Consider the following 21,618-nt stretch of genomic DNA (forward strand, 5'->3'; position numbering starts at 1 on the left):
TAAGTTTAGGCGGGGTGTTTTACTATCTTTAGCCATTGTTCAAAAAAATGAATCCTATGAATGTAAAAAAGGTACTGAAAGGCATCGGCATTGGCTTGCTGGTTTTGATCGCAATACTGATTGCGGTACCGTACCTGTTTAAAGGTCAGATCATTGCGAAAATCAAAACAGAGGTTAACAAGAACCTGAATGCCAAAGTAGATTTTAAAGATGTGGATATCAGCCTCTTCCGGAGGTTTCCCCGCCTGGCCGTAGCGCTTGACGAGCTGCAGGTAACAGGCATTGATCATTTTGCGGGAGACACCCTGGTGGCCGTAAAACGGCTGGACGTTGCCATGGACCTCATGAGCGCCATCAAAGGCGAAAAGATTGACATCTACAACATTGTGCTGCAACAGCCCCGCATATACGCCATTATTGACGAGCAGGGCCGCGCCAACTGGGATATTGCCAAGCCGGATACCGCCGCAGCGAATGCGGGCACACCGGAAGATACCACGCAAAGCAACTTCGCCTTCAGCCTCCGCCAGTACAGCATTGAGAACGCCACGCTCCGGTACAGTGACCGGCAGGGCCATATGCACTTCACCGTTGAACAACTGAACCACAAGGGGAAAGGAGATTTCACGCAAGATGAGTTCACCCTGCAAACCTCCACCTCTACAGAGTCTCTCAACTTTGCCTACGGCTTCATTCCTTACCTTGTCAATACGAAAGCAGAGATACTGGCGGATGTAAATATCAATAACAAAACCAGTACTTACTCCTTCAAAACGGATAAAATTGCCATCAACAACCTGAAAGTAACTTCCGAAGGTTTTGTACAATTGCTCAACGACAGCAGCTACAAAATGGACATCCGGTTTGCCGCGCCGTCTACCGACTTCAAAGACGTGCTCTCCCTGGTGCCGGCTATCTATTCACAAGATTTTGCCAGCATCAAAACGAGCGGCAACGCCGCCTTCTCAGGCTTTGTGAAAGGCACCTACACACCGCAGCAAATGCCGGCCTACAGCGTAAACCTTTCTGTAAAGAACGGCTTCTTCCAATACCCCGACCTGCCCAAGCCGGTGAAAAACATTCAACTGGCCGTTAATGTAAGCAACCCTGACGGCGTGCCTGATCATACCATTATTGACGTGCCGCAGGCCCACCTGGAGATGGATGACAGTCCTGTAGACATGCGCCTGATGGTAAAAACGCCGGTATCCGACCTTTACCTGGACGCGGCCGCCAGGGGCCGTGTAGACCTGGGCAAGGTAGGTCAGTTCGTCAAGTTTGAGAAAGGCACCAAGCTGGCCGGCCTGCTGGATGCAGACCTGAAGGCCAGGGGTTATATGAGCGCCATCGAGAAGCAGCAATATGAAAAGTTTGACGCCTCCGGCAAGCTGGCGGTCAACAACCTCCTCTACGCCAGCAAAGATTACCCGGAAGGCGTGAAGGTGTCTACCCTGCAGATGCTGTTCAATCCAAAAAATGTTACCATTCCTGACTTCAAAGGTGAATACCTGGGCACCAGCTTCTTCGCCACTGGTGAAGTCAATAACCTGCTGGCTTACGTACTGCGCAACGATGCGCTCAACGGCCATCTCAACCTCAAGGCCGGCCACATCAACCTGGATAAATGGATGGCCACCGGCGGCAGCGGACCGGCCACAGACAAGGCCGCTGATACGGTTGCATCCGGGCCTTTTGTAGTGCCCAATAACCTGGATTTCACCATCAATGCGGAAGCAGAAAAAGTGCATTATGACAAGGTAGACCTCAACCAGCTTTCCGGCACATTGAAAATCAATGACCAGACGGTGACCATGAAAGACATCAAGGCCAACGCGCTGCAGGGCACTATGAAAATAAATGGCACCTATTCTACCAAAGAGAACAAACAGCAACCTGATATCAGCCTCAGCTACGATGTAAAAGAGCTGGACGTGCAGCAGACCTTCAAAGCCTTCAACACAGTACAGAAACTGATGCCCATTGCGCAGTTCCTGAGCGGCAAGCTCAGTTCCCAGCTTACGGTGAAAGGCAAACTGGGTAAAGATATGAGCCCGGTGCTCAATACCCTCACCGGAGATGGTAACCTGTTGCTGATACAGGGTTTCCTGAAAAAATTCGCCCCGCTTGACCAGCTGGCTAACCAGTTGAACGTGGCGGCGCTGCAGGATATTTCCGTGCGGGATATCAAAAACTATTTCGCGTTTGAGAACGGCCGCCTGACGGTGAACCCCTTCCGCGTAAAACTCTCCAACATGAACATGCTCATTGGCGGCTCACATGGTTTTGACCAGAGCATGGACTACACCATGCAACTGGCATTGCCCCGCGCGCTGCTGGGCCAGAAAGGCAACAGCCTCGTGAATAACCTGGTAACACAGGCCAACAACAAAGGCATTCCGGTACAAGTGAGTGATACGGTGTACCTCAACGTACTGATGGGCGGCAGCATGCTTAAACCCACTCTTAAAACAGATCTGAAAGAAGTGGCCGGCAACGCCATGAATAACCTGAAAGACCAGGCCACCGCCATGGTGAAAAATAAGGTGGATACGGTAAAGAACACCGTGAAAGACTCCCTGAACCATGTGAAGAACGAAGCTGTTTCTGCCGTAAAAGACGAGCTGAAAAAACAGTTGCTGGGCGGGAAAGACAGTACAGTGGAGGGCAAACCGCTGCAAAATGCGGGCAAGGCAGCGGAAAAAACGCTGAATAACACCCTCAATAACCTGCTGAAGCGCAAAAACACCGCAGCAGACTCAACAAAACGATAAACTCAGTTGTAATAAAAACGTGGTGCAGCATTTTTTTTGCACCACGTTTTTTTATGGACAGCATTTTGCATAGCCCCTTTGTCAATGCCAGCCTGCTGGCGGGCCTGTTGTTCCTGTTTATGGGCTTCATGATCCGCAAGTACCCTCCACGCAGCATGAAAACATGGTACGGGTACCGTACTTTTTCTTCCACCATCAACGAGAACACCTGGCACGAAGCCAACCAGTACGCCGCTTTTCTTTCCCGGCGCATGGCTTATGTGCTCATTCCGTTCGGCCTGCTGATGGCGCTGCTGTTCAAAACACAAACAGACCTGTTCCTTTATCTCACCATCACCCCGGTGATCATCTGCGCCCTGCTGCTTACCGGCCTTACGGAATGGCATTTGCTGCAGGAATTTGATGAAGACGGTGAGCGGAAGATAAAGAAGGGCTGAGCTATTTACGGCGTATTACCAACACAGTGGGTACCGCCCGCTGCCCGCCGGCGTCTGACGGTTTGATGGTATTCTGCTGCTGCACGTACAGCGCAGAGGAGCCGCCGCCGTCTAGGTTGAGCGCTTCCACACAATGCAGGTCTGTGAATATTTTTGCCATCTGCGGAAAAGTAGCCCCTTCCGCCACACCCTTGTTCCTGCCTTCAATAGCCAGCAGTATCAGCTTACCGTCTGCAGTGTAACCAACGGCGGAGCGGGGGTGAAAATCTTTCTCATTCAGCATCTTCTCCTGCTTGCTGGTAATAAAGGGCTGCCCGTTCTGCACCAGCACCGGCCCGCCGCCTACGGCCTCCTTCATTTTCCATTTGTGCGCCCCGCGCGGGAAGCGTTTGCCCGGCTCGCGGTAAATGGTGTCCGTACCATTGATGATGGGCGTTACGGGCTCGTCATAGGCGTAAGGGCGGTTCTTTTTACCCACGTTGTACACCCAGGCTATGTCTGGCTGGCGGTGGCGGTTGATGCCGAAAGCGCCCCGGGTGGTGTATTTTGCGAACTTGGGATTGGCGGCCAGCACCTTGCCCTTGTGCATCACGATATTTACGTTGCTGTTATCTTTGAAAGAGAAAAAGGTGGTGTTGATCACCGCCAGTGTATTGTGCTTTTCAATACTGTCAAACTGAGCGGGTGTATACCGTTTACCGTTGCCCGAAAGCACCACAAATTCCAGTTGCGGGTCTTTCAGGTCCGCTTCCAGGTAAAATGCCCTGAAAGGCTTGCCATCCAGGGAGTCTGTGGTTTCATACACCTTTATGCCCGGCGGCAGGCCGCTGTTGTGGGTTTCAGAAGGGCGCCAGTTAAGCTGGGCATAGGTTATTGCGGGAAATAATGCTGCTGCAAGCAGGAGAGTCCGTTTCATGGCAGAAAAATAAAAAAGAAAATTTAACTGCCTGCGTTATTTCTGGTTTATGAGAAAGCAAAAAGGGCCGCGCTTTACAAGCGAGACCCTTTTCCAATACAATTATACTGATAATTATTTCCTTCCGCTGAAGATGTGTTTTTCCGCATGGTAGGAAGAACGTACGAGCGGGCCTGCTTCCACGTAGTCCAGTCCCATGCCGTAGCCGATCTCGCGCAGTTCGGCAAACTCGTCCGGGTGTACAAAACGCACAACAGGCAGGTGTTTGGGCGTGGGTTGCAGGTACTGGCCCAGCGTTACCACATCACAGCCATTGTCATAAAGGTCTTGCATGGCCTGTATTACCTCTTCCTTGGTTTCTCCCAGGCCCAGCATAATGCCGCTTTTGGTACGCATGCCTCCTTGTTTGAGGCGGCGTATCACTTCAAGGCTGCGGTGGTATTTAGCTTGTATGCGCACTTGTTTGGTCATGCGCTCTACGGTTTCCAGGTTGTGGGATACTACTTCCGGCGCCGCTTCTATCACCCTTTCCAGGTTTTCCCAGATGCCCCTGAAATCAGGGATAAGGGTTTCCATGGTGGTGTTGGGGTTGAGGGCGCGCACGGCGCGGATGGTGTTGGCCCAGATGATGGAGCCGCCGTCTTTCAGCTCGTCACGGTCTACTGAGGTAATTACCGCGTGTTTTACTTTCATGAGGTAAATGGCTTCCGCCACACGTTGCGGCTCATCCCAGTCTACCGCCTCAGGCCGCCCGGTGGCCACGGCGCAGAAGCCGCAGCTGCGGGTACAGATGTTGCCCAGTATCATGAAAGTGGCCGTTCCGGCCCCCCAGCACTCGCCCATGTTAGGGCAGTTGCCGCTTTCGCAAATGGTATGTAGCTTATGGGTATCTACCAGGTTCCTTACCTGCCTGTAATTTTCTCCTATCGGCAGTTTCACGCGCAGCCAGTCCGGCTTTTTCACTCTTGGTGCAGCCGTTTCCGCCGCAATTACGGGTAATTCTTGCATCGCTGATCCTTTCTTCGATTAATAATGTGCAAAGTTACTTATTCCAGCGTTTACCCAGTTGCAAACCTATGTAAGCATTGAAAAAGAATGACTTAGGATCTCTTTCCACCATAATTTGCACCTTTTTGGTGTAATATTCGGCGTTAATGCCTACTTCCAGGGCGGAGATCACGTCGTTAAAACGCGCCCAGTCAAACCGGAAGCCCACTTTGGCGTGCAGACCGGGGTTCAGGCTCACTTCATTCCAGCCTTTGGTGAACCCGCCGGCGCCGTAAATCAGGTCGTGGTTCAGAAAATCGTCACGGATGGCGTCTGAATACTTTACTACCCTGCGGTTATTGGGATCTCCGGCATCGTTCATCAGGTCAAGATAATATGGTTTTACCAGCCCGAAGGAGATACCACCGTAATAAATGCCGTTCACTTCCACCCCGTTCTTGTTCCCTTTCCCGCCAATCAGCCGCTTTTGCCCAATGCCCAGCTTGGCCTGGTAAAAATTGTTCATTTTACCGTATACAAAGGGCGTGCTGCTGATACCAAAACCGCCGCCCACGGGAATGATGCGGGAAGACCGGTCTTGCTTGGGATCTCTTTTCTCTGAAAATTCAAACTGGAAGTAGTTAACGGTGCTGGCGGTTTTACGGTACCCCATTTCCAGGAAACCCGTCCAGCCGTCTGTATTCAGCCTGGCGCCACCGGAAAACTCCCGGTTAAAAAGGTTGTCTCCCTCCTCAATTTCCCTGAAAAGTGAGATTTTCCTCAGTCTTTTCTGTTCCCGTTCCTCCTTTTTGGATGGTTTATCTTGGGCATAGAGACTGGAAGCGGCCATCAGGAGCAGTAAGAGTACATTTATTTTTTTCACCGTGCGTGATTATTTTAATTTAAACGCCTGATTACGTTTTATGTTTTGTTACTATACAAACATACATTAAAAATACGCTTATTTTCTGTTCTGGATACAGGTAATATAGATTACATTTGCATTTCAGCGATTTTCCGAAGTGCCGATTCTTTAAAGTCAAACAAAAAGTCAAACATTTTAAAGAACGGTTATGCTGAAACAAGGATTTACAGCCCCAAAGCTGCACAGTTATGATGGTGACACCAGCAAGGAATGGTATGTCGGCTTCCGATATACATGTATGGTTCGTCACCAAAGAAAGCCCTTTCAAGTTCGGGCGGGTATCAATTATTTCAAAACAGCAAAAGATCGCGAGTGTGAGGGCGCGACAGTCGTCAAGCTAGTGAAAGAATGTCTGGAAGCCGGATGGAACCCCTTTGAAAATGACCTGAAGGCATTTATGGGTCAACCGTCTACGGTGCCGGAGCATAAAGAGGCCCTGTTATCTGAGATGCCTTTTAACAACGCCCTGGAATTTGCCTACAAAAAAAAGAAAGCCAGTTTAAAAGAATCTTCAGCTCTCCAGTATGGTATAGTCATTGACATGGCCCTGTCTGCCGCTAAAGACATTGGGATAAACGCCATGCCAGTTAGTAACACAAAAAAGCATCATATAAAGCTGCTTTTAGAACAAATGGCCATGAACAGGCAAGCCGTATATGATGCCGAAGGCCGAGGCCAGAGGTTTACACCCAATTCATATAATAAATACATGTTATATATACACAGCCACTTTGAAGAGCTGGAGGAATGGGGCGCTGTGGAGTACAATCCCTGCAGCAAAATAAAATTAAAAGATGAAGTCGAGACTGGCCGGCATCGGCACGCCACTGACGAAGAAATAGCTCTTATAAAGGAAAAATTGCCTATCCTCGCTCCTGACCTATACCACTTTCTTCGCTTTGAGTATGTAACTGGCATGCGGCCTAAGGAAATCTTGCTCACAACGCCTGAAATGATAGATCAGCTTAATTCTGTTATTAAACTTGACTATACCGAAGGAAAAACGAAGATATACCGGGAGGTTCCGCTACCTGGTTTCTTGCTGGAATGGATAAACAAGAGAATGGCCGGCCTGCCGCCCACTTGGTATATATTCAGCCATAAATTACGCCCTGGAACCACTTTAAAGCGTTCGGCCTACGCATCTGCCATGTGGAAAGCAGTAGTGAAAGACAAGCCAAATGAGAAGTCAAAATATAGGCCAAAAGAGCGATTGGGACTACCGGTAAGTCTATATAGCTTTAAGGGCGCCGGAGGTGATGCAAAGATAGACGCTGGTATCCCGATCAAATCGGTATCCGTGGGCTGGGGGCACACTTCCATAGCTACGTCTAAGATTTACCTGAAGAAAGAGGGAGAACGCATGCGGAAGCAGATTATTGCCAATGCGCCGGACTTTTAATGACAAGCCCCGGCTAGACAACCGGGGCTTAATTGTATTATCCCTATACCTATGAAATTGTGAAGCTATTCAAAATTATATCTCCGCTACGCATGGTATTTGCGTTACGCACGTTCCGGGCCACTATTTTCGATGTAGTCCTGCACCAGCTCGCATAATACATCAAGATCAGATTTTGTTACCCACCAATCCGGGCACTGGAAATTGCACACCCAGCCATCTTTTGTTTTCCAGATATAGGCCTCATGGCGGCTATCTACAGTTAAATCCCAGCTCCCGCCTCGGCCAGAAACCATGCCTATTTCTACCTTTTTTCGCTCATAGCCATAGCTGGCCCAAAACTGTATCTCATCCCACTGGCTCATGTCAGCAAATTACTAATATTTTTAGCATTTCAACCCAAAAAGTACCGCCCATTCGGACGGTGCTTGAACCGGGGCCTTTATACACACCCAGGCTGCGTATCGGTAACGCAGGGTGAAGATCGGGAGGCAGTGCGCAGAGAATATGCGCAACAAAAAAAGCCGGAGTAAATACCCCGGCCGCCAACAATTACCATTTGCTATTAGGTTTTTACGGCTTGATGCCGCTATAAATATAGTTATATACGCTGTATCCATTTTACGGAAACCCGTACTACTGAAACGAATTTATCCGCCTTAACCAGCCTGCCAGGTTCACCCGTTGTTTAGGGTCGCGCCGGACAATGCCGTGCACAAACGCTACCCGCGCTACCTGGAGCCGCCCGAACAGACCAGGCCCGGCGGCATTGATGGCGGCCACCGTCTTGGGGCCAATCTTGCCGTCTACCGTTACGCCAACCATGCGCTGCACGGCCCGCGTAGCCCAGGCGCCGCTATTCACGTACCAGTCGAACAGGAATCCAGCTACCCGCTGGTCTGCTATGTCATCTCCCTTGATCTTCGGCCAGTAGTGGGCCTCGTAGTAGCTATTCACATGCGGCTCCGCTGCTGGTACTATGGCGTATCGATTCAGCGGTTTGGCCGCATCCACAGCAGCCCAGCCGGGCCAGTGAGGGTTATGCTTGCGGCTAATGCCGGCGTAGGTTTCCCCGCCTTTGTCGTCTGCCCGGTTGGAGTAGCCACCCTCCCAATATCTTACCAGTACTATCGCAATATCGAAACGAGCCATCGTATGGGTTTAAGGATGAATGAGAACTTAGTTTTCAGACCTAAGAAGGCGATCACAACAACGATGATGATACCCACGCCCCACCAGAACCGTCGAAACCAGGCATCGGCCTTGGCCTCCTGTTCTTCCGCCCGTTTCAACTGCTTGTCGTAGGAGGCCTGCAGGGAGAGGATATGAGCGTCTTTGAGGCCCTGTATGTACAATGCCTTATCCAGGCTGTCCCGGACAGCCTTCAGCGCGGCCATATCTTCGTAATAAACCGTATCCACTCTTACCTGTTTCGGCGGGCACTTGCCATTATCCGGGCAGGGGATAGAGTCGCCAGGCAGGTACCGGGTAATGCCCTGCACCAGCTTGATAGGATGGCAAGGTAGCTCCTTGCGTACCTGCTGCAGTGTCTGCATGCGGGCTTCGCGGGCAATGGAGTCCTTAATGACCTGAGCACGAGCCTTGTCAGCTACGATCTGTGCCGGGGTGCGGCAGGCGGTGAGCAGCGAAGCTGCGCCCAGCACCAGCACCCATACACGTATCTTGCGCTTCACGTCCTCTCCCAGCAGCACACCAACGAAGTTGAACGCCGCCGGCAGGAAAGTGAGCACCTGTAGCCACATATTCTCCTTAGCGTCCGTCAGGTTCAGCGATGTGACAAGCTGCCCCAGCGCGGGCAGTAGGAAGTTAACGCTCGCGTCCCGTAGCCGCCGGAACCACAACGGCGCCGGCTTATTCCTTTGATCTATTCCGACTTTCATCGTATCTCTTTTTCAGGTATGGAAATATGTACTCCTTCGCCCATAGCCCTGCAATACCGCCCACAACGCCCAGCGCAGCAGTGGTAAAGGCTTTGTATGCGAAATCTCCGAACATCTGCAGGATGGTCTGCCCATTCGGGACAACGGCGGCAATGAACCCGCCTATGAATGCTGTTGCTTTTTCTTTCATCATCACCTGTTAAAAGCCAATGCATGCCTACCGAACACGCTGTTGACGGTGAACTCAATATCTGAATCGGTTGACGCCTCCGTGATAGCAGGGTTGGAGACTGTGCTGTACATGATCTGATCCAGCCAATAAGTATTCTCCGGCTCGCTTATCACCAGATAGCAGAACTTATGTTCTTGCTCTCTTTCCGGGGCTGACAACACGGCATTCGCTGCCTTAATAACGGCCATCTTTGTTTTTACGCGCAAATCTTCATTGCGCACTAGCAGGTGTCTTTCCACGAATGACATGGGTCTCAAGTTTTATTGGATGAACAAAAGAATTAAGGTGCCAAGGATACAGCTTTCCAACCTGTGTTGCCTGCGCCTGTTTTTTTGAAGTACGGAACACCGTTTGTCAGGTCGCTATACCAGCTGCCAACAGGTGCAGTAACGGTACCCTCTGGGGTGCCACTTCCAGAAGAATACGACAAGCCGTTCAGGACGACCGTGCCATTATTTGCGGCCTCCAAGACGGGTGTTCCCGCCGAGTTCTGAACCGTCAAAGCATTGCCGACGGATGAGGATGTGCCTTTCGCCACGATAGCGCCAGTATTAGGTACATTCAGCCGATCAACGAACGTGATGGGGTTCCCCATCGTGCCAGATGGGGCCGAGCGAATATTGAAGCCGCCATTTAGTAAATCAGCCATGACAGCCACATCACTGTTTGCATAGTTGTATGTATTAGTGGTTCCCGTTGTAACAAATCCGTAACCCACAGTCCCGTATCCGGTAGCGCTCTTGCCAATTGATACATTACCTATTATGGTATATTCGTTGGCATCATTGGCCACCCTGTCTACATCCAGTACCGTATTAATGCCGGGCTTGTTGGTTGCATTGGTAAAATTCAGGTAATATGAACCGTGCTGTCCATCTAAAAGATCAGCGTCCATCCCGGTACCTTGCCCCTGGTTGCCTGCATGCCATATTGGGTTATTGTTTACGTATGGGGTTGTTTCAAAAGTAACCCTACCATCAGTGCGGCGGGCGATCAGGGGGAATCCTGTACTGTTTCCGGCGTCATCGTATCGGGAGATATAGAAATTGCTGCCCGTATTGCCACCCGATTCAGTGTTGATCAGCCCTAAACCGATACGGTTCACACCACCGTTATTCAGAGCGTAGTGGTTCTGGCCCTGCGGGGTAGGTCCTATATTGGTTATTATGGCGGTGGTGGTGATATTGTTTCTATCCAGAACGCTCTGCAGGGTGCTAGTAACATTGAACGTCCAAGTTCTATTCGCACCTAGCGATTGAGTGCCGCCAGTGATGAACATGTCATCACCACCAACCATATTAAGAGTCCTTTCCTGCGGTGTGAATAGATCATCGGTTTCTGTCTTGGTGTAATATGCGGACAGGTCGGGGTCTTTGCCTATCTCCTTCCACCCAAGTACTCCATGATGTCCCCAGAACTTCCCGTCCTTAAATGCAAGACGTCCACTATCCCCAACAGGAGTACCAGTAGTTGCTGGATACAACCCGGTATTTGAAGGAACTGTGTCTCGTGGTACAATAAGGACACTGTCAATCATCTGCTTGTTTGTTTTCGTGTTCACCGTGCTCTTAGTCCACGGGGTGCCCTGTCCGTATGTTATAAACGGCAACAAGGCGACAATTAAAAAAAATATTCTCTTCATATCAGATATAGATTAATGCGGGTAATCCCACGTTTTCAGGTCTTGATTCAATGCCGCCTTCAGATAACATTTGCTGGGAAGAACCCAGGTTAGGCTCCCCGAATGTGTTATCTCTTACGGTGATGGTGTTGGTGCCATCGTTTTTCAATAATTGGTTGTAATCTGCGCTACTATGCGTGTGGGCCTTGTTCTGATTCGCCTGCGTAGAACCAACAATATTTCCAGCCGCCCCCCTATCGGTATCCTTACCAGCACCAAGGTCGAGGAAGCGAGGGAACCAACCAGCCAGCTTCGGTGCTCGAATTGTAGTTGCGTCTCGCGCCCACTTAGTGCTGTCGGTGGCCCAGGCTCCCACAGTAATTACTGAACCCGGGAGCGCAGCATTAAGCGCATCCAGGTATGCATCCAGCCTGGGCACTTCTGCTCGCTGTAATGTTTGTCCGTTAGCGGATATTACGTTGGCTGATGGAATCCCTCCCATCACCACCTGCCCCACTCTTTGCCACCCGTCACTGATCTGGGTAACATACCAGCGGGTGCCTATACGTACCATGTAGCAGTATTCGCTCTGGCCCAGGAAGAAAGAAGACTTTATGCCGTTGAAATAGACGTCTTGCCCGGCGGGTGCGGATATTGTAGTCTGCTTCTGAGTACCGACTCCCGTAATCATAGCGCATATCACGTTTTCTGGGTAGGTAGCATCGAGGGTAACTGACAGCGTAGTGGTGGCGCTATTAAGCAGCAGCAGCTTGCGCTGGAATGAAGGCCCCAGAACGGTATCTGCCGTGATCTCCTGCATGCCGGAGGTGAAACGGCCCACCGCATCCGGCGCCACCAGCACATTGCTGATCTGCGGCTTGAACGAAACCGTTACCACCATGCCATCCTCGAATATTCTGCCGTCCGTCCAGCGGAACCCGCCTCCGGCGACATCGTTCTGCCACTCCTGGCCCTTGATAGCGTATTCTAATCCCCGAACGTGCACAGAATATTCCAGGCCGTCCAGATAGGGGTCTTCCAGAATAGTGGGCTGGCCGTCTCCGTCATTGACAATAGCGGAGCCGTCCGGCATGTCTATGCCTGGCTGATACACCCGGTCTGGCCGGTTCACGGCTGCGCCGATCTGTTCGGATATAATGGTACCGATGCCGTCAATGGGATACCGGTAGCCCAGCAGCCCGGTATTGGGGAATAGATATACCTCCCAGCTACCATCAGGTGCGGTGGGCGGCGGAGATAACTCCTGACCCGCTACGAGCGTTACTTCATCTACTGTTTTCATGCGTAACCAGGGCTTAATTGTTGATCGTTGTCCTGGTCTGGCGACAGTCCCAGGTTATTGTTCTGGTCAGGGGAGAGGCCCAAGCCCGGAGTAGCGATAGCATATACCACGTCCGGCACGAAGGGTGCGTCCCACTGAGATTGCAGGTTGAAATCGCACCCGGTAGTGTAGCCGGTTAACTGATAGTATTGGTTGCCTGCGTATTCGTTGAATAATGTGATGACATTGTCCGCGTTGAGGGCTATGCCGATGAAATCCCCTATGCCGCCGTTGGCATCATACCAGTACACCGATACCGGGTACGGATTCGGGCACCCTGCCAGCCGCTGCTTGCCGCCATCGGCCAGGTAAACGGCAGTGTTGATGGGTAGGTATTGATCGTCCAGCGGGCCGCAGCCTATAGCGGACATATCGAACTTTACCACGTCACGCATCTGGCTGGTCAGGTTCAGGCCGGTAATGAGCATTTCGCCGGTGTGCACCACGCCGCCATTTTCGAAGGCAGTAGCGTACCAGCGCACACGCTGCCGCTGATCTGCCCACGCCTTGATCTGCGCGTAGTTTACTACGGCCTTATAGGCCACCACGCCAGGCACCTGCAGCGTATAACCAGCATCATCACCCAGGTAATTGCGCCAATGGGTGGTGGGGTCGGCTATCTTGCGAGTGCCGTAGGTGAGATCTATCACGCAGTCCGTTGCGTAACAGATGGGGCGCCGCACGCCGCCCACCTCAATACTTATTATAAAGTCTTTACCCTTGATAGCCATTACTCGTCCCTCTCTTCCTCTATGTCATACTCAACTATGTCTACTGCAGCGCTGCCCTCCTCCATGATCTCCATCAGGGAGCAGGTGTGCGTGCAGGTAATGTTTACGTAAGTGTCGCGCATCTGCATGAAGCGCTTGCCCGGCAGTCCTGCCAGCTCTATGGGATTGAAGTACTCCAGGCTGTTGGAATACAGGCTGCCGTCCCAGGTGTACAGCGACCGCCGGTACTGGTCTATGTGAGCGCGCGCCATGTGGCGCTCTATGTCGTCTGCGGCTACGCCCGGCTTGGTGCTCATCCAGCCGTTCACCGGCTCTTTGGCCGCACCGGTGAAGATGCTGTTGGATACCCCGTCATCACCGGTATCTATGAACGTGAACTTGTCCGGTTCCTCGATCACACGGGAGAAGTCTGCGCCGTTGGTGGCGGTGAGGTGGCGGCCTTTGGAGGGGATGGAGTAGACGCCCAGTTTGATAGGGTAGATTTCTACTCCAGCCGGCTCTCCTGGCTCCATTTCCTCCGGACTAAAAGGTGCAAAAAACTCCACCCGGAGCCCGAAAGGCCCAGTTTGGTCATTTGCTGTCCCTTCAACCCGAATAGGGATTGGATTAGATTTTATCTTTAGTGTTCCTTCTCTTTTTCTTCCACCACGAGTCACTGTGAATAAGCCAGCCAAACTGTTGCCAACTATCCACGAGCCATCTGGCATTAATCTAAACGAAACACCCCCTATGTCGTTGTTTGTTACAGATATACTAATACGGAAGGCCTTTACGTTTGTAAACCGGTATTTCAGTTCAAGATCAAACGTATCTCCCAAGAAAATGCCCCCTACAGGTTGCTGTTGCTGTATATCTGTCGCGGTTGGGAGCTGGGGATAAGGAATAAATAATTTATATGGGTTATCCTGCGTTCCAGCGCCCGTCCTGCCAACTATTAACGGAAATGTGGGCTCAACTGTCCAATTGTCAAACGCCGAACCATCCCAGGCATGCCAATCGTAGTTAAGCAGTCTATTTATGCCCTTGTACTGCACCTCGTGCTCCTGCTTCTTAATGGCCGGTACCATCACCAGTTCCGGGTCTTCATCTATGGGCAAACCATCGTAGAGCGCCGGGTCTGGCCCTGCGGTGCGGACGAAGCCGGGGAGGGCGACATCTGTTACCGCACCCTCTGCCGCGTATTGTTCAGCGGTGAAGGTGTCGCCGGTTAAATCTTGCATACGGACGAACCATACCTGGTTGTGCGCTATGAAGCAACGCGCATAGAAGGCTTTGCAATAGGCGGTAAGCACTTCGTGTACCGTGCTGGCGCCTTTGACGAAGTCGTAGAATATATCTGTATGGATGAAAGTACCGTTAAACAGCTGCTTACCCGGCTCCATGTTCTCCGGTGTAAGGCTGCAGATAACATTTAGCGGAGTGCCGGCGTCCAATATCAGGCCTAAGGCCCGCGTCATGATGGCCTCATAAGAACTGATCTTGTCGTACAGCAGCAGCCCGGACTCATCGGCCATGCTGAACGGCACCGCCTTGGCATAGCTCAGGCCGTCCACCGCTTTCAGCGTTACCGTGATGGGCGGGTACTTCACGGTACGCTGGCTGTAGTCAGGACGGATGTAGTATACTCCATCCAAGACGCCATTCTTGCGCACCTCCACACGCCAGCGGCGCTCATCGGATTCAAAGAAGTCTTCCGGCAGCGGTTCGTTAGGTGAGCCGGTGTATTCATACGCCAGGGTGATCTGGCGGCCGATGATGTAGTTAGCCTTGTTGTCATCAGTTTCCAGCCGCTCCGTGATGAGCGGGTTGTCTGAGGCAATGAGCCGGAACGGCTCACTCGGCACCTCTCCCTGGCTGTCCATGATGTCAACGCGCCAGGTGGCGGGCTGGATGATATGCCTGTCTTTGAACTCTATGTAGTATTTCCTGAAATATGTAGCCATTAGTTTGTCCTCCCTTGCAGGCCTTCCGCCTTTTTAATCAGTATGAGTAAATCTTGCGCCCGGACGCGGGTTTCCGCTATGAAGCCATCTCCGCCGCCAACGCCACCGAACGCCTCGCGCCAGTCCTCACTGGGTACAATGGCCTCCCGGCGGCCGGGGTTATCGCCGATTTTGGCTACCATAGGGCCATTGGCGATACCACCGGTAGCGAAGGACTGTAAGCCGTTTTTTGCCAGGCTGCGGAAGGCTACCGATGCGGCGATCAGGGCACCCCCGGCAATAATGGCAGGAATGCCCTGCATTGTGGAAAGAGACTTTTTAAATGCCTCTAACGCTAACCCTTGAGCTATTAACTGTTTCCCAAGGTTCTCACCGAAATTTGCAAGCGCATCCGTAAAACCAGAGAGAATGCTACCGAAACCTCCGCCTGACAAGGCCTTACCTATTCCCTCGGAAATTCCAAAAAAGGCATCTGATAGAGAGGTATTGAATATTTCGTTCAGCTTTTGCACTGAAATCTCCACGGCAGGTATAACATACTTATCAAAACTTGTTGTGATGCCGCCGGCAAGACGCTGCATTTGAGCATCAATACTTTGTGGAGACAGGGCTACAGTAACAGGGAGCCGCAACACGGCACGTTCACTGCTAAGGCCTGTTGAAATATCTTTTACGTCCCTCTTGTCAAAAGAAAATAGCTGCTGCGTGTTCAATAGGCCTTCCCGCTTGTTGCCGCCGCCAATAACGGATGCAGACAGCGTTTGTATCTGCTGTATTATTTGCTTTAACCTGGAGTCAGCGGGGTTAAGGCCCAGTTTTATCAGGTCTTCAAACGCAGAAGTAAGCGCCTGTATCTTCTGGCCTTGTATGTCGTCAAAGTTGAAGTTGACTGTTTTGAAAGCGGAATCTATTGCAGCGAGCTGCTTCCGCATATCGTCCATAACGGACACAACGGTTTTGCCCTTGGCACCTTTGTCGGGTTTTATCTCAAAGAGGTTGGAACCAGTTCTTTGCGCCAGCTCGTCCGTTTTACCGATCAAGATGTCATTGAGGGCGTTCAGTTTTACAACCTCCGTACCATTATTTCTAAGGTCGTCTACTAACCCTTTCAGTTGGCTGCGGAGCTGCTGCACGTTGGTTCCAGCTTGCACCGAAGCGATGCCGTATGAACTCACGTTTGCTGCAGTTTTTGCGGCGTCAGATGCAGCAGTGGACTGCGCTTTATTGAGCTTTTCTGCCGTAGCGGTTATCTTTTTATTGAGATCATCTCTCTTGAAATCTAGATCAAGCAATTTCTCTCCGTTCTCAGCAATCTTTTTTTCAATAGCTCTGGCCTGTGCTGTAGCAAGAATTGAATCTTTTAACCGGTTGTAAGCGCTAGCGCCCTTGCCGGCCAATATTTCTTCATTGGAAAGATTGTTGAAGTAAGATGGGTACTTCTTTTGCAGTTCATCAACGATCTTGTTCCGTTCTGCCAGGGGGATGTTAAGGTTTTGTGTGGCACGGTATAGGGTACCCACTCTAACCAGCTCTGCTTGCGCATCTTTACTCCCTTGGAGAATAGTATCTGAAATAGCCTTCTGTAGTTTTGCTTGCTCTGACAGAGGGTTGGCAAGGGCTTTTACGGCCGCTTCAAGGCTGCCGTACTTCTGAACGAGCGTAGTAATGCCCGTTATTGCCAGGTTAACAGCAAAAATTGCGCCGCCACTGCCTAGAAAACTAGCACCAAGGCTCTTCAATGCTGCGCCTACGCTTCCGGACTTCTTAATGAGTTCCGTCATCCGGTCAAGTGTTTCGGAGATGTTATTCCCTATGGCTATGAAACCATACGGCGCATCTTGAACGATCCTGTTGAATCCTGTAAGGGCGCCGGAGGCGTTAACAGACATCCGGCTGAGTTTTTGCCCCTCTTGGTTAAACTTGTTGATAGCCTTGGTAGCGAAGCCGGCAGAGCCTTCTATTCCCTTGTATGATATTTCCCCGAGTCTGGCAAGCGCTATAAATCCCCCCATGTGGTTTGAGGTGCCAAGCATGGATTTATTGAATTGAACGAATTTACCAGAAGCGTTTTTCGCTGCGTTGCCTGTCTTGCTTATGGCTTCATCCGTAAGGCCGAAATCCTTGGTTATCTTCTTTGCCTGCTCACCGAGTGCAGCCATCGTTTTATTGAAGGACTCGGTATTTTTTATAGCCTTCGCAACCTCACTTTCCAGAACTACTTTTAACCCCACGTTCTCCATCACTGAGCGATTTTAGGCGCTCCCACGCCTGGTTCATATCTTCTTGAGCCGGGTATTGGCTGTTTTTACTATCGGTATATAGTGGCCAGTCCTGAGCGATCTGGCTAAATGACTTGCCTTTCTTTGCGTTGGCGTTGTACAGCAGATGATACAGTAATCGGAACGGTTCCTGGCGCTGCGCATCCCGCACCCGAACGCCCTCCACATACCACTGTAATTGCTGCAGGCTTAATGCCTCAAATTCATCAGGAAGCAATCCTGCTTCCTGTATGGCGGCCTTCTCCAGGTCACGGAAGGTTATTTTTTTTTATCCGAATCCTCTGCGACATCCTCGCCTGCTTCCTCTATGAGGTATGCGGAGTTGAACGCGCGGATGATCTCAAGGGCGTCCTTCGTACTTAATGAGTCCACCCAATCCTGTACATCATCCAGCGAAATGTCAAACTGCGCCTTGCGTGCCTTGTGCTCCCGCTGCATACCGCAGTACACTGCGCTGAACACCTGTTCATAGGCGGCCAGGCCGTCAATACCCTCCATGGGTTCCCGTTTGTTGTGCTGCCCGATGAGGCGCAGGGTACCCAGGTCAAATAACATCTTGCGGCTCTCGCCGCCTAATCTGTATTCAAACTCCATGGTAATCACGTTGTTGGTTCAGTCTCCACATCACCGGAGATATTCAGCTCACCGGAGAAGGTTACAAATTCGTTGTACGGCGCCCCTTCGCTGTAGGAAGAGATGTAGGCGGTAAATTCCCGGTAGTAGGAATTATCGCCATTGGCGATCTTCCACTGGCCGGAGGTCTTCGCCTTAGCCAGGTCGATCAGGCCGTCACCGCTGATCTCATTGACGGTAGGGTCTAGCTTGTAGAAGCCCTCAAAAGAGGCCGTCCAGGTGCCGTCTCCGGCTTCCCGGTCTATGCCGCACTTGGAGTCTCCGTTCACCTCCTCCACCGCCAGGTCGATATTGGTATCTGTGAGGCAGGCCAGCAGTTTCCACACAGGCACGGAAGGCGTGCCGCTGTTGTAGTAAAAGCCGACATCGTTCGCTTTTAACTTTGCCATCTGTATTGTTTTTTAGAGTTCCTGTACTATGTGTCTGAACCTGATGGCCTTCTCTACGTAGCGGTACCGGTCGTCATTATACCGGGCGGAATTGCTTCCCTCTACGTTGGTAACCATCATTTCAAAATCGGGGCCCAGCGGTAGCTGGGTAACAGGATCGGGATTAACTATCTGCGTAATCTGGTTGGCAATATCGTCTGCGAACTTCGTGTTGCCAGGGTCGGCAATATCAAACTGGGTAACGACTATTACAATAATGGTGCAGTAGGTAATGAATGTTTGTTTGTCGCCATTCTGGTTCAGCGTCTGCGCGCCAAGAATGACATATTGAGCCGGCGCATCCTTCGGCGCATTGCCATCATACACTGGTACCGGGACTCCTTTGTGAAGGATAACCCCATTGAGTGCCTGGTAGTGAGCGTTCCGTATTGCATAGCCCGGGTCTTTCATTATTTAAATAATTTCTTAATGTCTTTTAACAGCTTCTCCTTGTTCTTTACATAGGCAGGGTACAGGAATGGCCGTGCAGGTAATCCATTATCCAGTATCTTTACCATGATGGCATAGGCAACATCTATGTAGCCTTCAGTGCCATCAGCGTAAGTAACGATGCTACGTTCTGGTATCCCGTGCCGTTGCATCCAGGCTTTGATGTTCTCTTCAAACTCGTTCCAGGTACCAGGGTATGGCCCTTTGTACTGCCTAGCGTAAGATGCCCATTCATCAGGTACCTGTACTTGCCGGCCGGTGCCCCATTCGATGAATGGAGCGTATTTGGATGAGTTGGTAACACCGTAAGCTCTTGGGCCTTCACTGGTAACTGCTTGATGCGATATAAGACCCCCTCCAGCTCCCAGATCAATGGCACCTTCGCTTCGGATATATCCTATGGCGTCATCGTTGGTATCATATGCCGCAGCCTGTACCAGCTCGTCCACCCCGATGTCCATCTTCTCCGTAAGGTTGCCCACGGCGATATTGACCTCGTTAAGCCCTCTCATTGTGAACTTGAACCCTTGCTTGGCCATGGCTTATTCTTTTTCAACGCCGGTGATCACCCAGAAGCGATGCCTGTCCTTTACCTCTTCTATTCCAGCCACGCTATACAGCTTGCCGTCATATGCAATCAGCATATCATACTGCGGATAAAATGCTTCCTCATACCGCAGTCTGAACCGGTAAACCTTACCCAGGGAGGTTTTATAGGCCTCCACTTCAGCCTGGCTCCTTACCGGTATAGCTTCCGCCCAGCGGGGCGACAGGTCGGTGTAGGTGGCTTCTGTGCCGCCGCCACCAACTGGTGTAAGAGTAGGCTCTTTGAAGATTATCCGTGCCCGCATCTTGCCGATCATATCCAGGCGTTTTTGTTGAATCCTGCCAGCATGTAAAGAACATCTTTGTTGACCTCACCAGTCTTACCCTCATCCCCACGGTTTTCATACATCCAGGCTACTTGCTTCAGTATACCCTGTTTCAGGGCCTCAGGCGTTTCTGTGTAACCGGCATCGTAGGTAACCACCCAATATCCGGCACGGCCTTTAAACTCCTTGAAATCTTCTCCAATCAGGGTGTAGTCCGTAGTGGTGATACTTCCATCTTCTGCATCATACTGAAACTTCGCCTCAGTGATGTTGCCTACCGGGCCGTAGGGTATCTGGTAAGGGTAACACCCATCATGGGTAAAAGTGGCCTTCAACGTCTTGGTGGCAATGCTGATATTGAGCAGCTTTTCCAGCAGTTGCCTGCTGGCCATGATCAGGCCCTCTATTAGCGCATCTTCGTCAGAATAGCTGATCTTCAGAAAGTCTTTGGCCTCCTGAAGGGTAACCGGTTCGTCTGTTACGTCCGTTACCACCTTAACGTCTTTGGTTCTATTTCTCAGCATAATGGAAAGCTGCGGCCAGTTGCCCAGCCGCAGCGGTTATTCTTAGGTCAGGTTGCCCAGGTCGAGTTTACGGAAGGCGTTCGGGTAGTAGATCGGGAATGCGATCTCTGCCTCCACCCGCAGGGTTACTTTGTTCTGCCTGAAGTTGGTGGCGTCTTCGTAGGAAAGCGCTACGTTCAGGTTGGTAAGCTGCAGGATGTCTGCGCCGAGAACGAAGTCACCGATCAGAGCGGTGTCTGCGGTCATGGCCGTAGAACGGTATGCCGGGATGCCACCGATGGTCAGGCGGCCAGTGGTCGGGTCAATAACAACCACGTCAGGCTTGTTGAGGGTAGCCACCTTCAGGATACGCCAGTAGTCAGACGGGCGCAGCAGGATGCCGTTTACGTCATGATCCACGTCTTCAATCTCGCCGATGGTGTCCAGAATGGCGCCCAGGTCGTCCGTGTCCGTGGTGGAAGCGGCGGCAACGGCAGGCAGCAAGCCGGCCAGTTCGCTGTTATTGCCGGAGCCATTGAGCAGCTGGCGGTCTTCCTCCCGCAGGTAGAGCTCCGGCAAGCGCTTCTGCAGGAAACTCATCATGCCGGGGATGTTGTTGAGCATCTGGCGGCTGATAACGGTAAACCCTGCAATGGTGCGAACCGGTGCGTCTTTTTCGGTCAGATCGAAGTCCAACTGGCTTTTGGTAGCACCTTCCGGGTTCTGGGATGCTACACCGCCTTCACCGCCAGTTTCCTGGTAGTAGGTGTGCGTACGCTCAGAAGTACGGCCAACGCCGAACAGAGAGCGCAGGTGCAGCTTCCGGGAAGGAAGGGCAACCACTTCGGATTCGTATTCCTTGGGGTAATTGCCGGTCAGGTTGGTGGGCGCGGTCATGTCCTGCACCGCTTTGCCGGTCAAACCAAAGGAAAGCTCCTTAATGGAGCCGCCAGCAAAGGCCTTGAACTGGTCTGCGTTGTCTTTTACGACATCTACAACCAGGTCTTTGAAGTCCTTTTGCTCCGTTTCGCCACTTTTTCTGCCGGCTTTGGCCTTGATGATGTTGAACTCACTGTTGATCTGCTCCTGGGCTTCTTTTACGGCTTTTACCTCGTCTTTTACGCCCGTTACCTCATCTTTCACGGCTTTGATCTCCGTGGAGGTATTTTCTTGTGCCTTGGTCACTGTATCGCCGAGATCAGTAACCCCTTTCTGCACTTGTTCCAATGTTACTTCAGGCATTGT

24 protein-coding genes are annotated in these 21,618 nt (G+C 51.4%); 3 read left to right on the forward strand and 21 right to left on the reverse strand.

Features of this window, described 5'->3' with window-relative positions:
• The first annotated feature begins 56 nt into the window (after positions 1–56).
• Positions 57–2,771 carry an AsmA-like C-terminal region-containing protein gene (locus ABDW36_RS14725; protein ID WP_343702675.1) on the forward strand — a complete coding sequence of 905 codons (2,715 nt, stop codon included), beginning with the start codon at positions 57–59 and terminating at the stop codon, positions 2,769–2,771.
• A gap of 53 nt (positions 2,772–2,824) precedes the next feature.
• On the forward strand, positions 2,825–3,208 hold the full coding sequence (locus ABDW36_RS14730; protein ID WP_343702676.1) for an SdpI family protein: 384 nt from the start codon (positions 2,825–2,827) through the stop codon (positions 3,206–3,208).
• Between the two features lies 1 nt (position 3,209).
• On the opposite strand, the gene ABDW36_RS14735 is transcribed toward ABDW36_RS14730, so the two are convergent.
• The 3 genes from ABDW36_RS14735 to ABDW36_RS14745 form a co-directional block, all read right to left on the reverse strand.
• Positions 3,210–4,124: a phosphodiester glycosidase family protein gene (locus tag ABDW36_RS14735; RefSeq protein ID WP_343702677.1), complete on the reverse strand. Its 915-nt coding sequence runs from the start codon at positions 4,122–4,124 to the stop codon at positions 3,210–3,212.
• 114 nt (positions 4,125–4,238) lie between these two features.
• Positions 4,239–5,132: a lipoyl synthase gene (gene lipA / locus ABDW36_RS14740; RefSeq protein ID WP_343702678.1), complete on the reverse strand. Its 894-nt coding sequence runs from the start codon at positions 5,130–5,132 to the stop codon at positions 4,239–4,241.
• Between the two features lie 34 nt (positions 5,133–5,166).
• On the reverse strand, positions 5,167–5,994 hold the full coding sequence (locus ABDW36_RS14745; protein WP_343702679.1) for a hypothetical protein: 828 nt from the start codon (positions 5,992–5,994) through the stop codon (positions 5,167–5,169).
• Positions 5,995–6,184: 190 nt separating this feature from the next.
• On the opposite strand from ABDW36_RS14745, the gene ABDW36_RS14750 reads away from it, so the two are divergent.
• Positions 6,185–7,438 carry a site-specific integrase gene (locus ABDW36_RS14750; RefSeq protein WP_343702680.1) on the forward strand — a complete coding sequence of 418 codons (1,254 nt, stop codon included), beginning with the start codon at positions 6,185–6,187 and terminating at the stop codon, positions 7,436–7,438.
• A 104-nt stretch (positions 7,439–7,542) separates the two neighbouring features.
• Here the strand turns inward: ABDW36_RS14750 and ABDW36_RS14755 are convergent, their stop codons facing one another.
• The 18 genes from ABDW36_RS14755 to ABDW36_RS14840 form a co-directional block, all read right to left on the reverse strand.
• Positions 7,543–7,803: a hypothetical protein gene (locus ABDW36_RS14755; RefSeq protein ID WP_343702681.1), complete on the reverse strand. Its 261-nt coding sequence runs from the start codon at positions 7,801–7,803 to the stop codon at positions 7,543–7,545.
• A 271-nt stretch (positions 7,804–8,074) separates the two neighbouring features.
• Positions 8,075–8,590 (reverse strand): glycosyl hydrolase 108 family protein, encoded by a 516-nt coding sequence (locus ABDW36_RS14760; RefSeq protein WP_343702682.1) that lies wholly within the window; start codon positions 8,588–8,590, stop codon positions 8,075–8,077.
• Positions 8,566–9,339, reverse strand: coding sequence for a hypothetical protein (locus tag ABDW36_RS14765; RefSeq protein WP_343702683.1), 774 nt, complete (start codon positions 9,337–9,339; stop codon positions 8,566–8,568). The genes ABDW36_RS14760 and ABDW36_RS14765 overlap by 25 nt, the downstream gene beginning before the upstream one ends.
• The gene (locus ABDW36_RS14770) at positions 9,311–9,529 is read right to left on the reverse strand and encodes a hypothetical protein (protein WP_343702684.1); all 219 of its coding nucleotides are present in this window, start codon (positions 9,527–9,529) and stop codon (positions 9,311–9,313) included. The genes ABDW36_RS14765 and ABDW36_RS14770 overlap by 29 nt, the downstream gene beginning before the upstream one ends.
• A 2-nt stretch (positions 9,530–9,531) precedes the next feature.
• On the reverse strand, positions 9,532–9,819 hold the full coding sequence (locus ABDW36_RS14775) for a hypothetical protein (protein WP_343702685.1): 288 nt from the start codon (positions 9,817–9,819) through the stop codon (positions 9,532–9,534).
• A 32-nt stretch (positions 9,820–9,851) separates the two neighbouring features.
• Positions 9,852–11,213, reverse strand: a complete 1,362-nt coding sequence (locus ABDW36_RS14780; protein WP_343702686.1) for a hypothetical protein — start codon at positions 11,211–11,213, stop codon at positions 9,852–9,854.
• A 1-nt stretch (position 11,214) separates the two neighbouring features.
• Positions 11,215–12,495 (reverse strand): hypothetical protein, encoded by a 1,281-nt coding sequence (locus ABDW36_RS14785; protein ID WP_343702687.1) that lies wholly within the window; start codon positions 12,493–12,495, stop codon positions 11,215–11,217.
• Positions 12,492–13,265 carry a hypothetical protein gene (locus tag ABDW36_RS14790; RefSeq protein WP_343702688.1) on the reverse strand — a complete coding sequence of 258 codons (774 nt, stop codon included), beginning with the start codon at positions 13,263–13,265 and terminating at the stop codon, positions 12,492–12,494. Before ABDW36_RS14790 ends, ABDW36_RS14785 begins: the two co-directional genes overlap by 4 nt.
• Positions 13,265–15,208 carry a hypothetical protein gene (locus tag ABDW36_RS14795; protein ID WP_343702689.1) on the reverse strand — a complete coding sequence of 648 codons (1,944 nt, stop codon included), beginning with the start codon at positions 15,206–15,208 and terminating at the stop codon, positions 13,265–13,267. The genes ABDW36_RS14790 and ABDW36_RS14795 overlap by 1 nt, the downstream gene beginning before the upstream one ends.
• Positions 15,208–17,448, reverse strand: coding sequence for a hypothetical protein (locus ABDW36_RS14800; RefSeq protein ID WP_343702690.1), 2,241 nt, complete (start codon positions 17,446–17,448; stop codon positions 15,208–15,210). Before ABDW36_RS14800 ends, ABDW36_RS14795 begins: the two co-directional genes overlap by 1 nt.
• Positions 17,411–17,704, reverse strand: coding sequence for a hypothetical protein (locus ABDW36_RS14805; RefSeq protein ID WP_343702691.1), 294 nt, complete (start codon positions 17,702–17,704; stop codon positions 17,411–17,413). Before ABDW36_RS14805 ends, ABDW36_RS14800 begins: the two co-directional genes overlap by 38 nt.
• A 41-nt stretch (positions 17,705–17,745) precedes the next feature.
• A complete protein-coding gene (locus tag ABDW36_RS14810) occupies positions 17,746–18,081 on the reverse strand; it encodes a hypothetical protein (RefSeq protein ID WP_343702692.1) in 336 nt (111 codons plus the stop codon).
• A 5-nt stretch (positions 18,082–18,086) separates the two neighbouring features.
• Positions 18,087–18,509, reverse strand: coding sequence for a phage tail tube protein (locus ABDW36_RS14815; protein WP_343702693.1), 423 nt, complete (start codon positions 18,507–18,509; stop codon positions 18,087–18,089).
• Between the two features lie 12 nt (positions 18,510–18,521).
• The gene (locus ABDW36_RS14820; RefSeq protein ID WP_343702694.1) at positions 18,522–18,959 is read right to left on the reverse strand and encodes a hypothetical protein; all 438 of its coding nucleotides are present in this window, start codon (positions 18,957–18,959) and stop codon (positions 18,522–18,524) included.
• Positions 18,959–19,537: a hypothetical protein gene (locus ABDW36_RS14825; RefSeq protein ID WP_343702695.1), complete on the reverse strand. Its 579-nt coding sequence runs from the start codon at positions 19,535–19,537 to the stop codon at positions 18,959–18,961. Before ABDW36_RS14825 ends, ABDW36_RS14820 begins: the two co-directional genes overlap by 1 nt.
• Positions 19,538–19,540: 3 nt before the next feature.
• Positions 19,541–19,861, reverse strand: coding sequence for a head-tail adaptor protein (locus tag ABDW36_RS14830; protein WP_343702696.1), 321 nt, complete (start codon positions 19,859–19,861; stop codon positions 19,541–19,543).
• The gene (locus tag ABDW36_RS14835) at positions 19,858–20,394 is read right to left on the reverse strand and encodes a phage head-tail connector protein (RefSeq protein ID WP_343702697.1); all 537 of its coding nucleotides are present in this window, start codon (positions 20,392–20,394) and stop codon (positions 19,858–19,860) included. The genes ABDW36_RS14830 and ABDW36_RS14835 overlap by 4 nt, the downstream gene beginning before the upstream one ends.
• Positions 20,395–20,436: 42 nt before the next feature.
• Positions 20,437–21,615 carry a phage major capsid protein gene (locus tag ABDW36_RS14840; protein WP_343702698.1) on the reverse strand — a complete coding sequence of 393 codons (1,179 nt, stop codon included), beginning with the start codon at positions 21,613–21,615 and terminating at the stop codon, positions 20,437–20,439.
• Between the last annotated feature and the right edge of the window lie 3 nt (positions 21,616–21,618).

Origin of the sequence: Chitinophaga sp., assembly GCF_039596455.1 — a bacterium.
Classification (GTDB): domain Bacteria; phylum Bacteroidota; class Bacteroidia; order Chitinophagales; family Chitinophagaceae; genus Chitinophaga.

What these genes read in the sequence shown, in the direction of transcription:
- ABDW36_RS14725 (WP_343702675.1), top strand. Translation starts at nt 57, where the DNA reads ATGAATGTAAAAAAGGTACTGAAAGGCATCGGCATTGGCTTGCTGGTT.
- ABDW36_RS14730 (WP_343702676.1), top strand. Translation starts at nt 2,825, where the DNA reads ATGGACAGCATTTTGCATAGCCCCTTTGTCAATGCCAGCCTGCTGGCG.
- ABDW36_RS14735 (WP_343702677.1), bottom strand. Translation starts at nt 4,124, where the DNA reads ATGAAACGGACTCTCCTGCTTGCAGCAGCATTATTTCCCGCAATAACC.
- lipA (WP_343702678.1), bottom strand. Translation starts at nt 5,132, where the DNA reads ATGCAAGAATTACCCGTAATTGCGGCGGAAACGGCTGCACCAAGAGTG.
- ABDW36_RS14750 (WP_343702680.1), top strand. Translation starts at nt 6,185, where the DNA reads ATGCTGAAACAAGGATTTACAGCCCCAAAGCTGCACAGTTATGATGGT.
- ABDW36_RS14755 (WP_343702681.1), bottom strand. Translation starts at nt 7,803, where the DNA reads ATGAGCCAGTGGGATGAGATACAGTTTTGGGCCAGCTATGGCTATGAG.
- ABDW36_RS14760 (WP_343702682.1), bottom strand. Translation starts at nt 8,590, where the DNA reads ATGGCTCGTTTCGATATTGCGATAGTACTGGTAAGATATTGGGAGGGT.
- ABDW36_RS14765 (WP_343702683.1), bottom strand. Translation starts at nt 9,339, where the DNA reads ATGAAAGTCGGAATAGATCAAAGGAATAAGCCGGCGCCGTTGTGGTTC.
- ABDW36_RS14770 (WP_343702684.1), bottom strand. Translation starts at nt 9,529, where the DNA reads ATGAAAGAAAAAGCAACAGCATTCATAGGCGGGTTCATTGCCGCCGTT.
- ABDW36_RS14775 (WP_343702685.1), bottom strand. Translation starts at nt 9,819, where the DNA reads ATGTCATTCGTGGAAAGACACCTGCTAGTGCGCAATGAAGATTTGCGC.
- ABDW36_RS14780 (WP_343702686.1), bottom strand. Translation starts at nt 11,213, where the DNA reads ATGAAGAGAATATTTTTTTTAATTGTCGCCTTGTTGCCGTTTATAACA.
- ABDW36_RS14785 (WP_343702687.1), bottom strand. Translation starts at nt 12,495, where the DNA reads ATGAAAACAGTAGATGAAGTAACGCTCGTAGCGGGTCAGGAGTTATCT.
- ABDW36_RS14790 (WP_343702688.1), bottom strand. Translation starts at nt 13,265, where the DNA reads ATGGCTATCAAGGGTAAAGACTTTATAATAAGTATTGAGGTGGGCGGC.
- ABDW36_RS14795 (WP_343702689.1), bottom strand. Translation starts at nt 15,208, where the DNA reads ATGGCTACATATTTCAGGAAATACTACATAGAGTTCAAAGACAGGCAT.
- ABDW36_RS14800 (WP_343702690.1), bottom strand. Translation starts at nt 17,448, where the DNA reads ATGGAGAACGTGGGGTTAAAAGTAGTTCTGGAAAGTGAGGTTGCGAAG.
- ABDW36_RS14810 (WP_343702692.1), bottom strand. Translation starts at nt 18,081, where the DNA reads ATGGAGTTTGAATACAGATTAGGCGGCGAGAGCCGCAAGATGTTATTT.
- ABDW36_RS14815 (WP_343702693.1), bottom strand. Translation starts at nt 18,509, where the DNA reads ATGGCAAAGTTAAAAGCGAACGATGTCGGCTTTTACTACAACAGCGGC.
- ABDW36_RS14820 (WP_343702694.1), bottom strand. Translation starts at nt 18,959, where the DNA reads ATGAAAGACCCGGGCTATGCAATACGGAACGCTCACTACCAGGCACTC.
- ABDW36_RS14825 (WP_343702695.1), bottom strand. Translation starts at nt 19,537, where the DNA reads ATGGCCAAGCAAGGGTTCAAGTTCACAATGAGAGGGCTTAACGAGGTC.
- ABDW36_RS14830 (WP_343702696.1), bottom strand. Translation starts at nt 19,861, where the DNA reads ATGATCGGCAAGATGCGGGCACGGATAATCTTCAAAGAGCCTACTCTT.
- ABDW36_RS14835 (WP_343702697.1), bottom strand. Translation starts at nt 20,394, where the DNA reads ATGCTGAGAAATAGAACCAAAGACGTTAAGGTGGTAACGGACGTAACA.
- ABDW36_RS14840 (WP_343702698.1), bottom strand. Translation starts at nt 21,615, where the DNA reads ATGCCTGAAGTAACATTGGAACAAGTGCAGAAAGGGGTTACTGATCTC.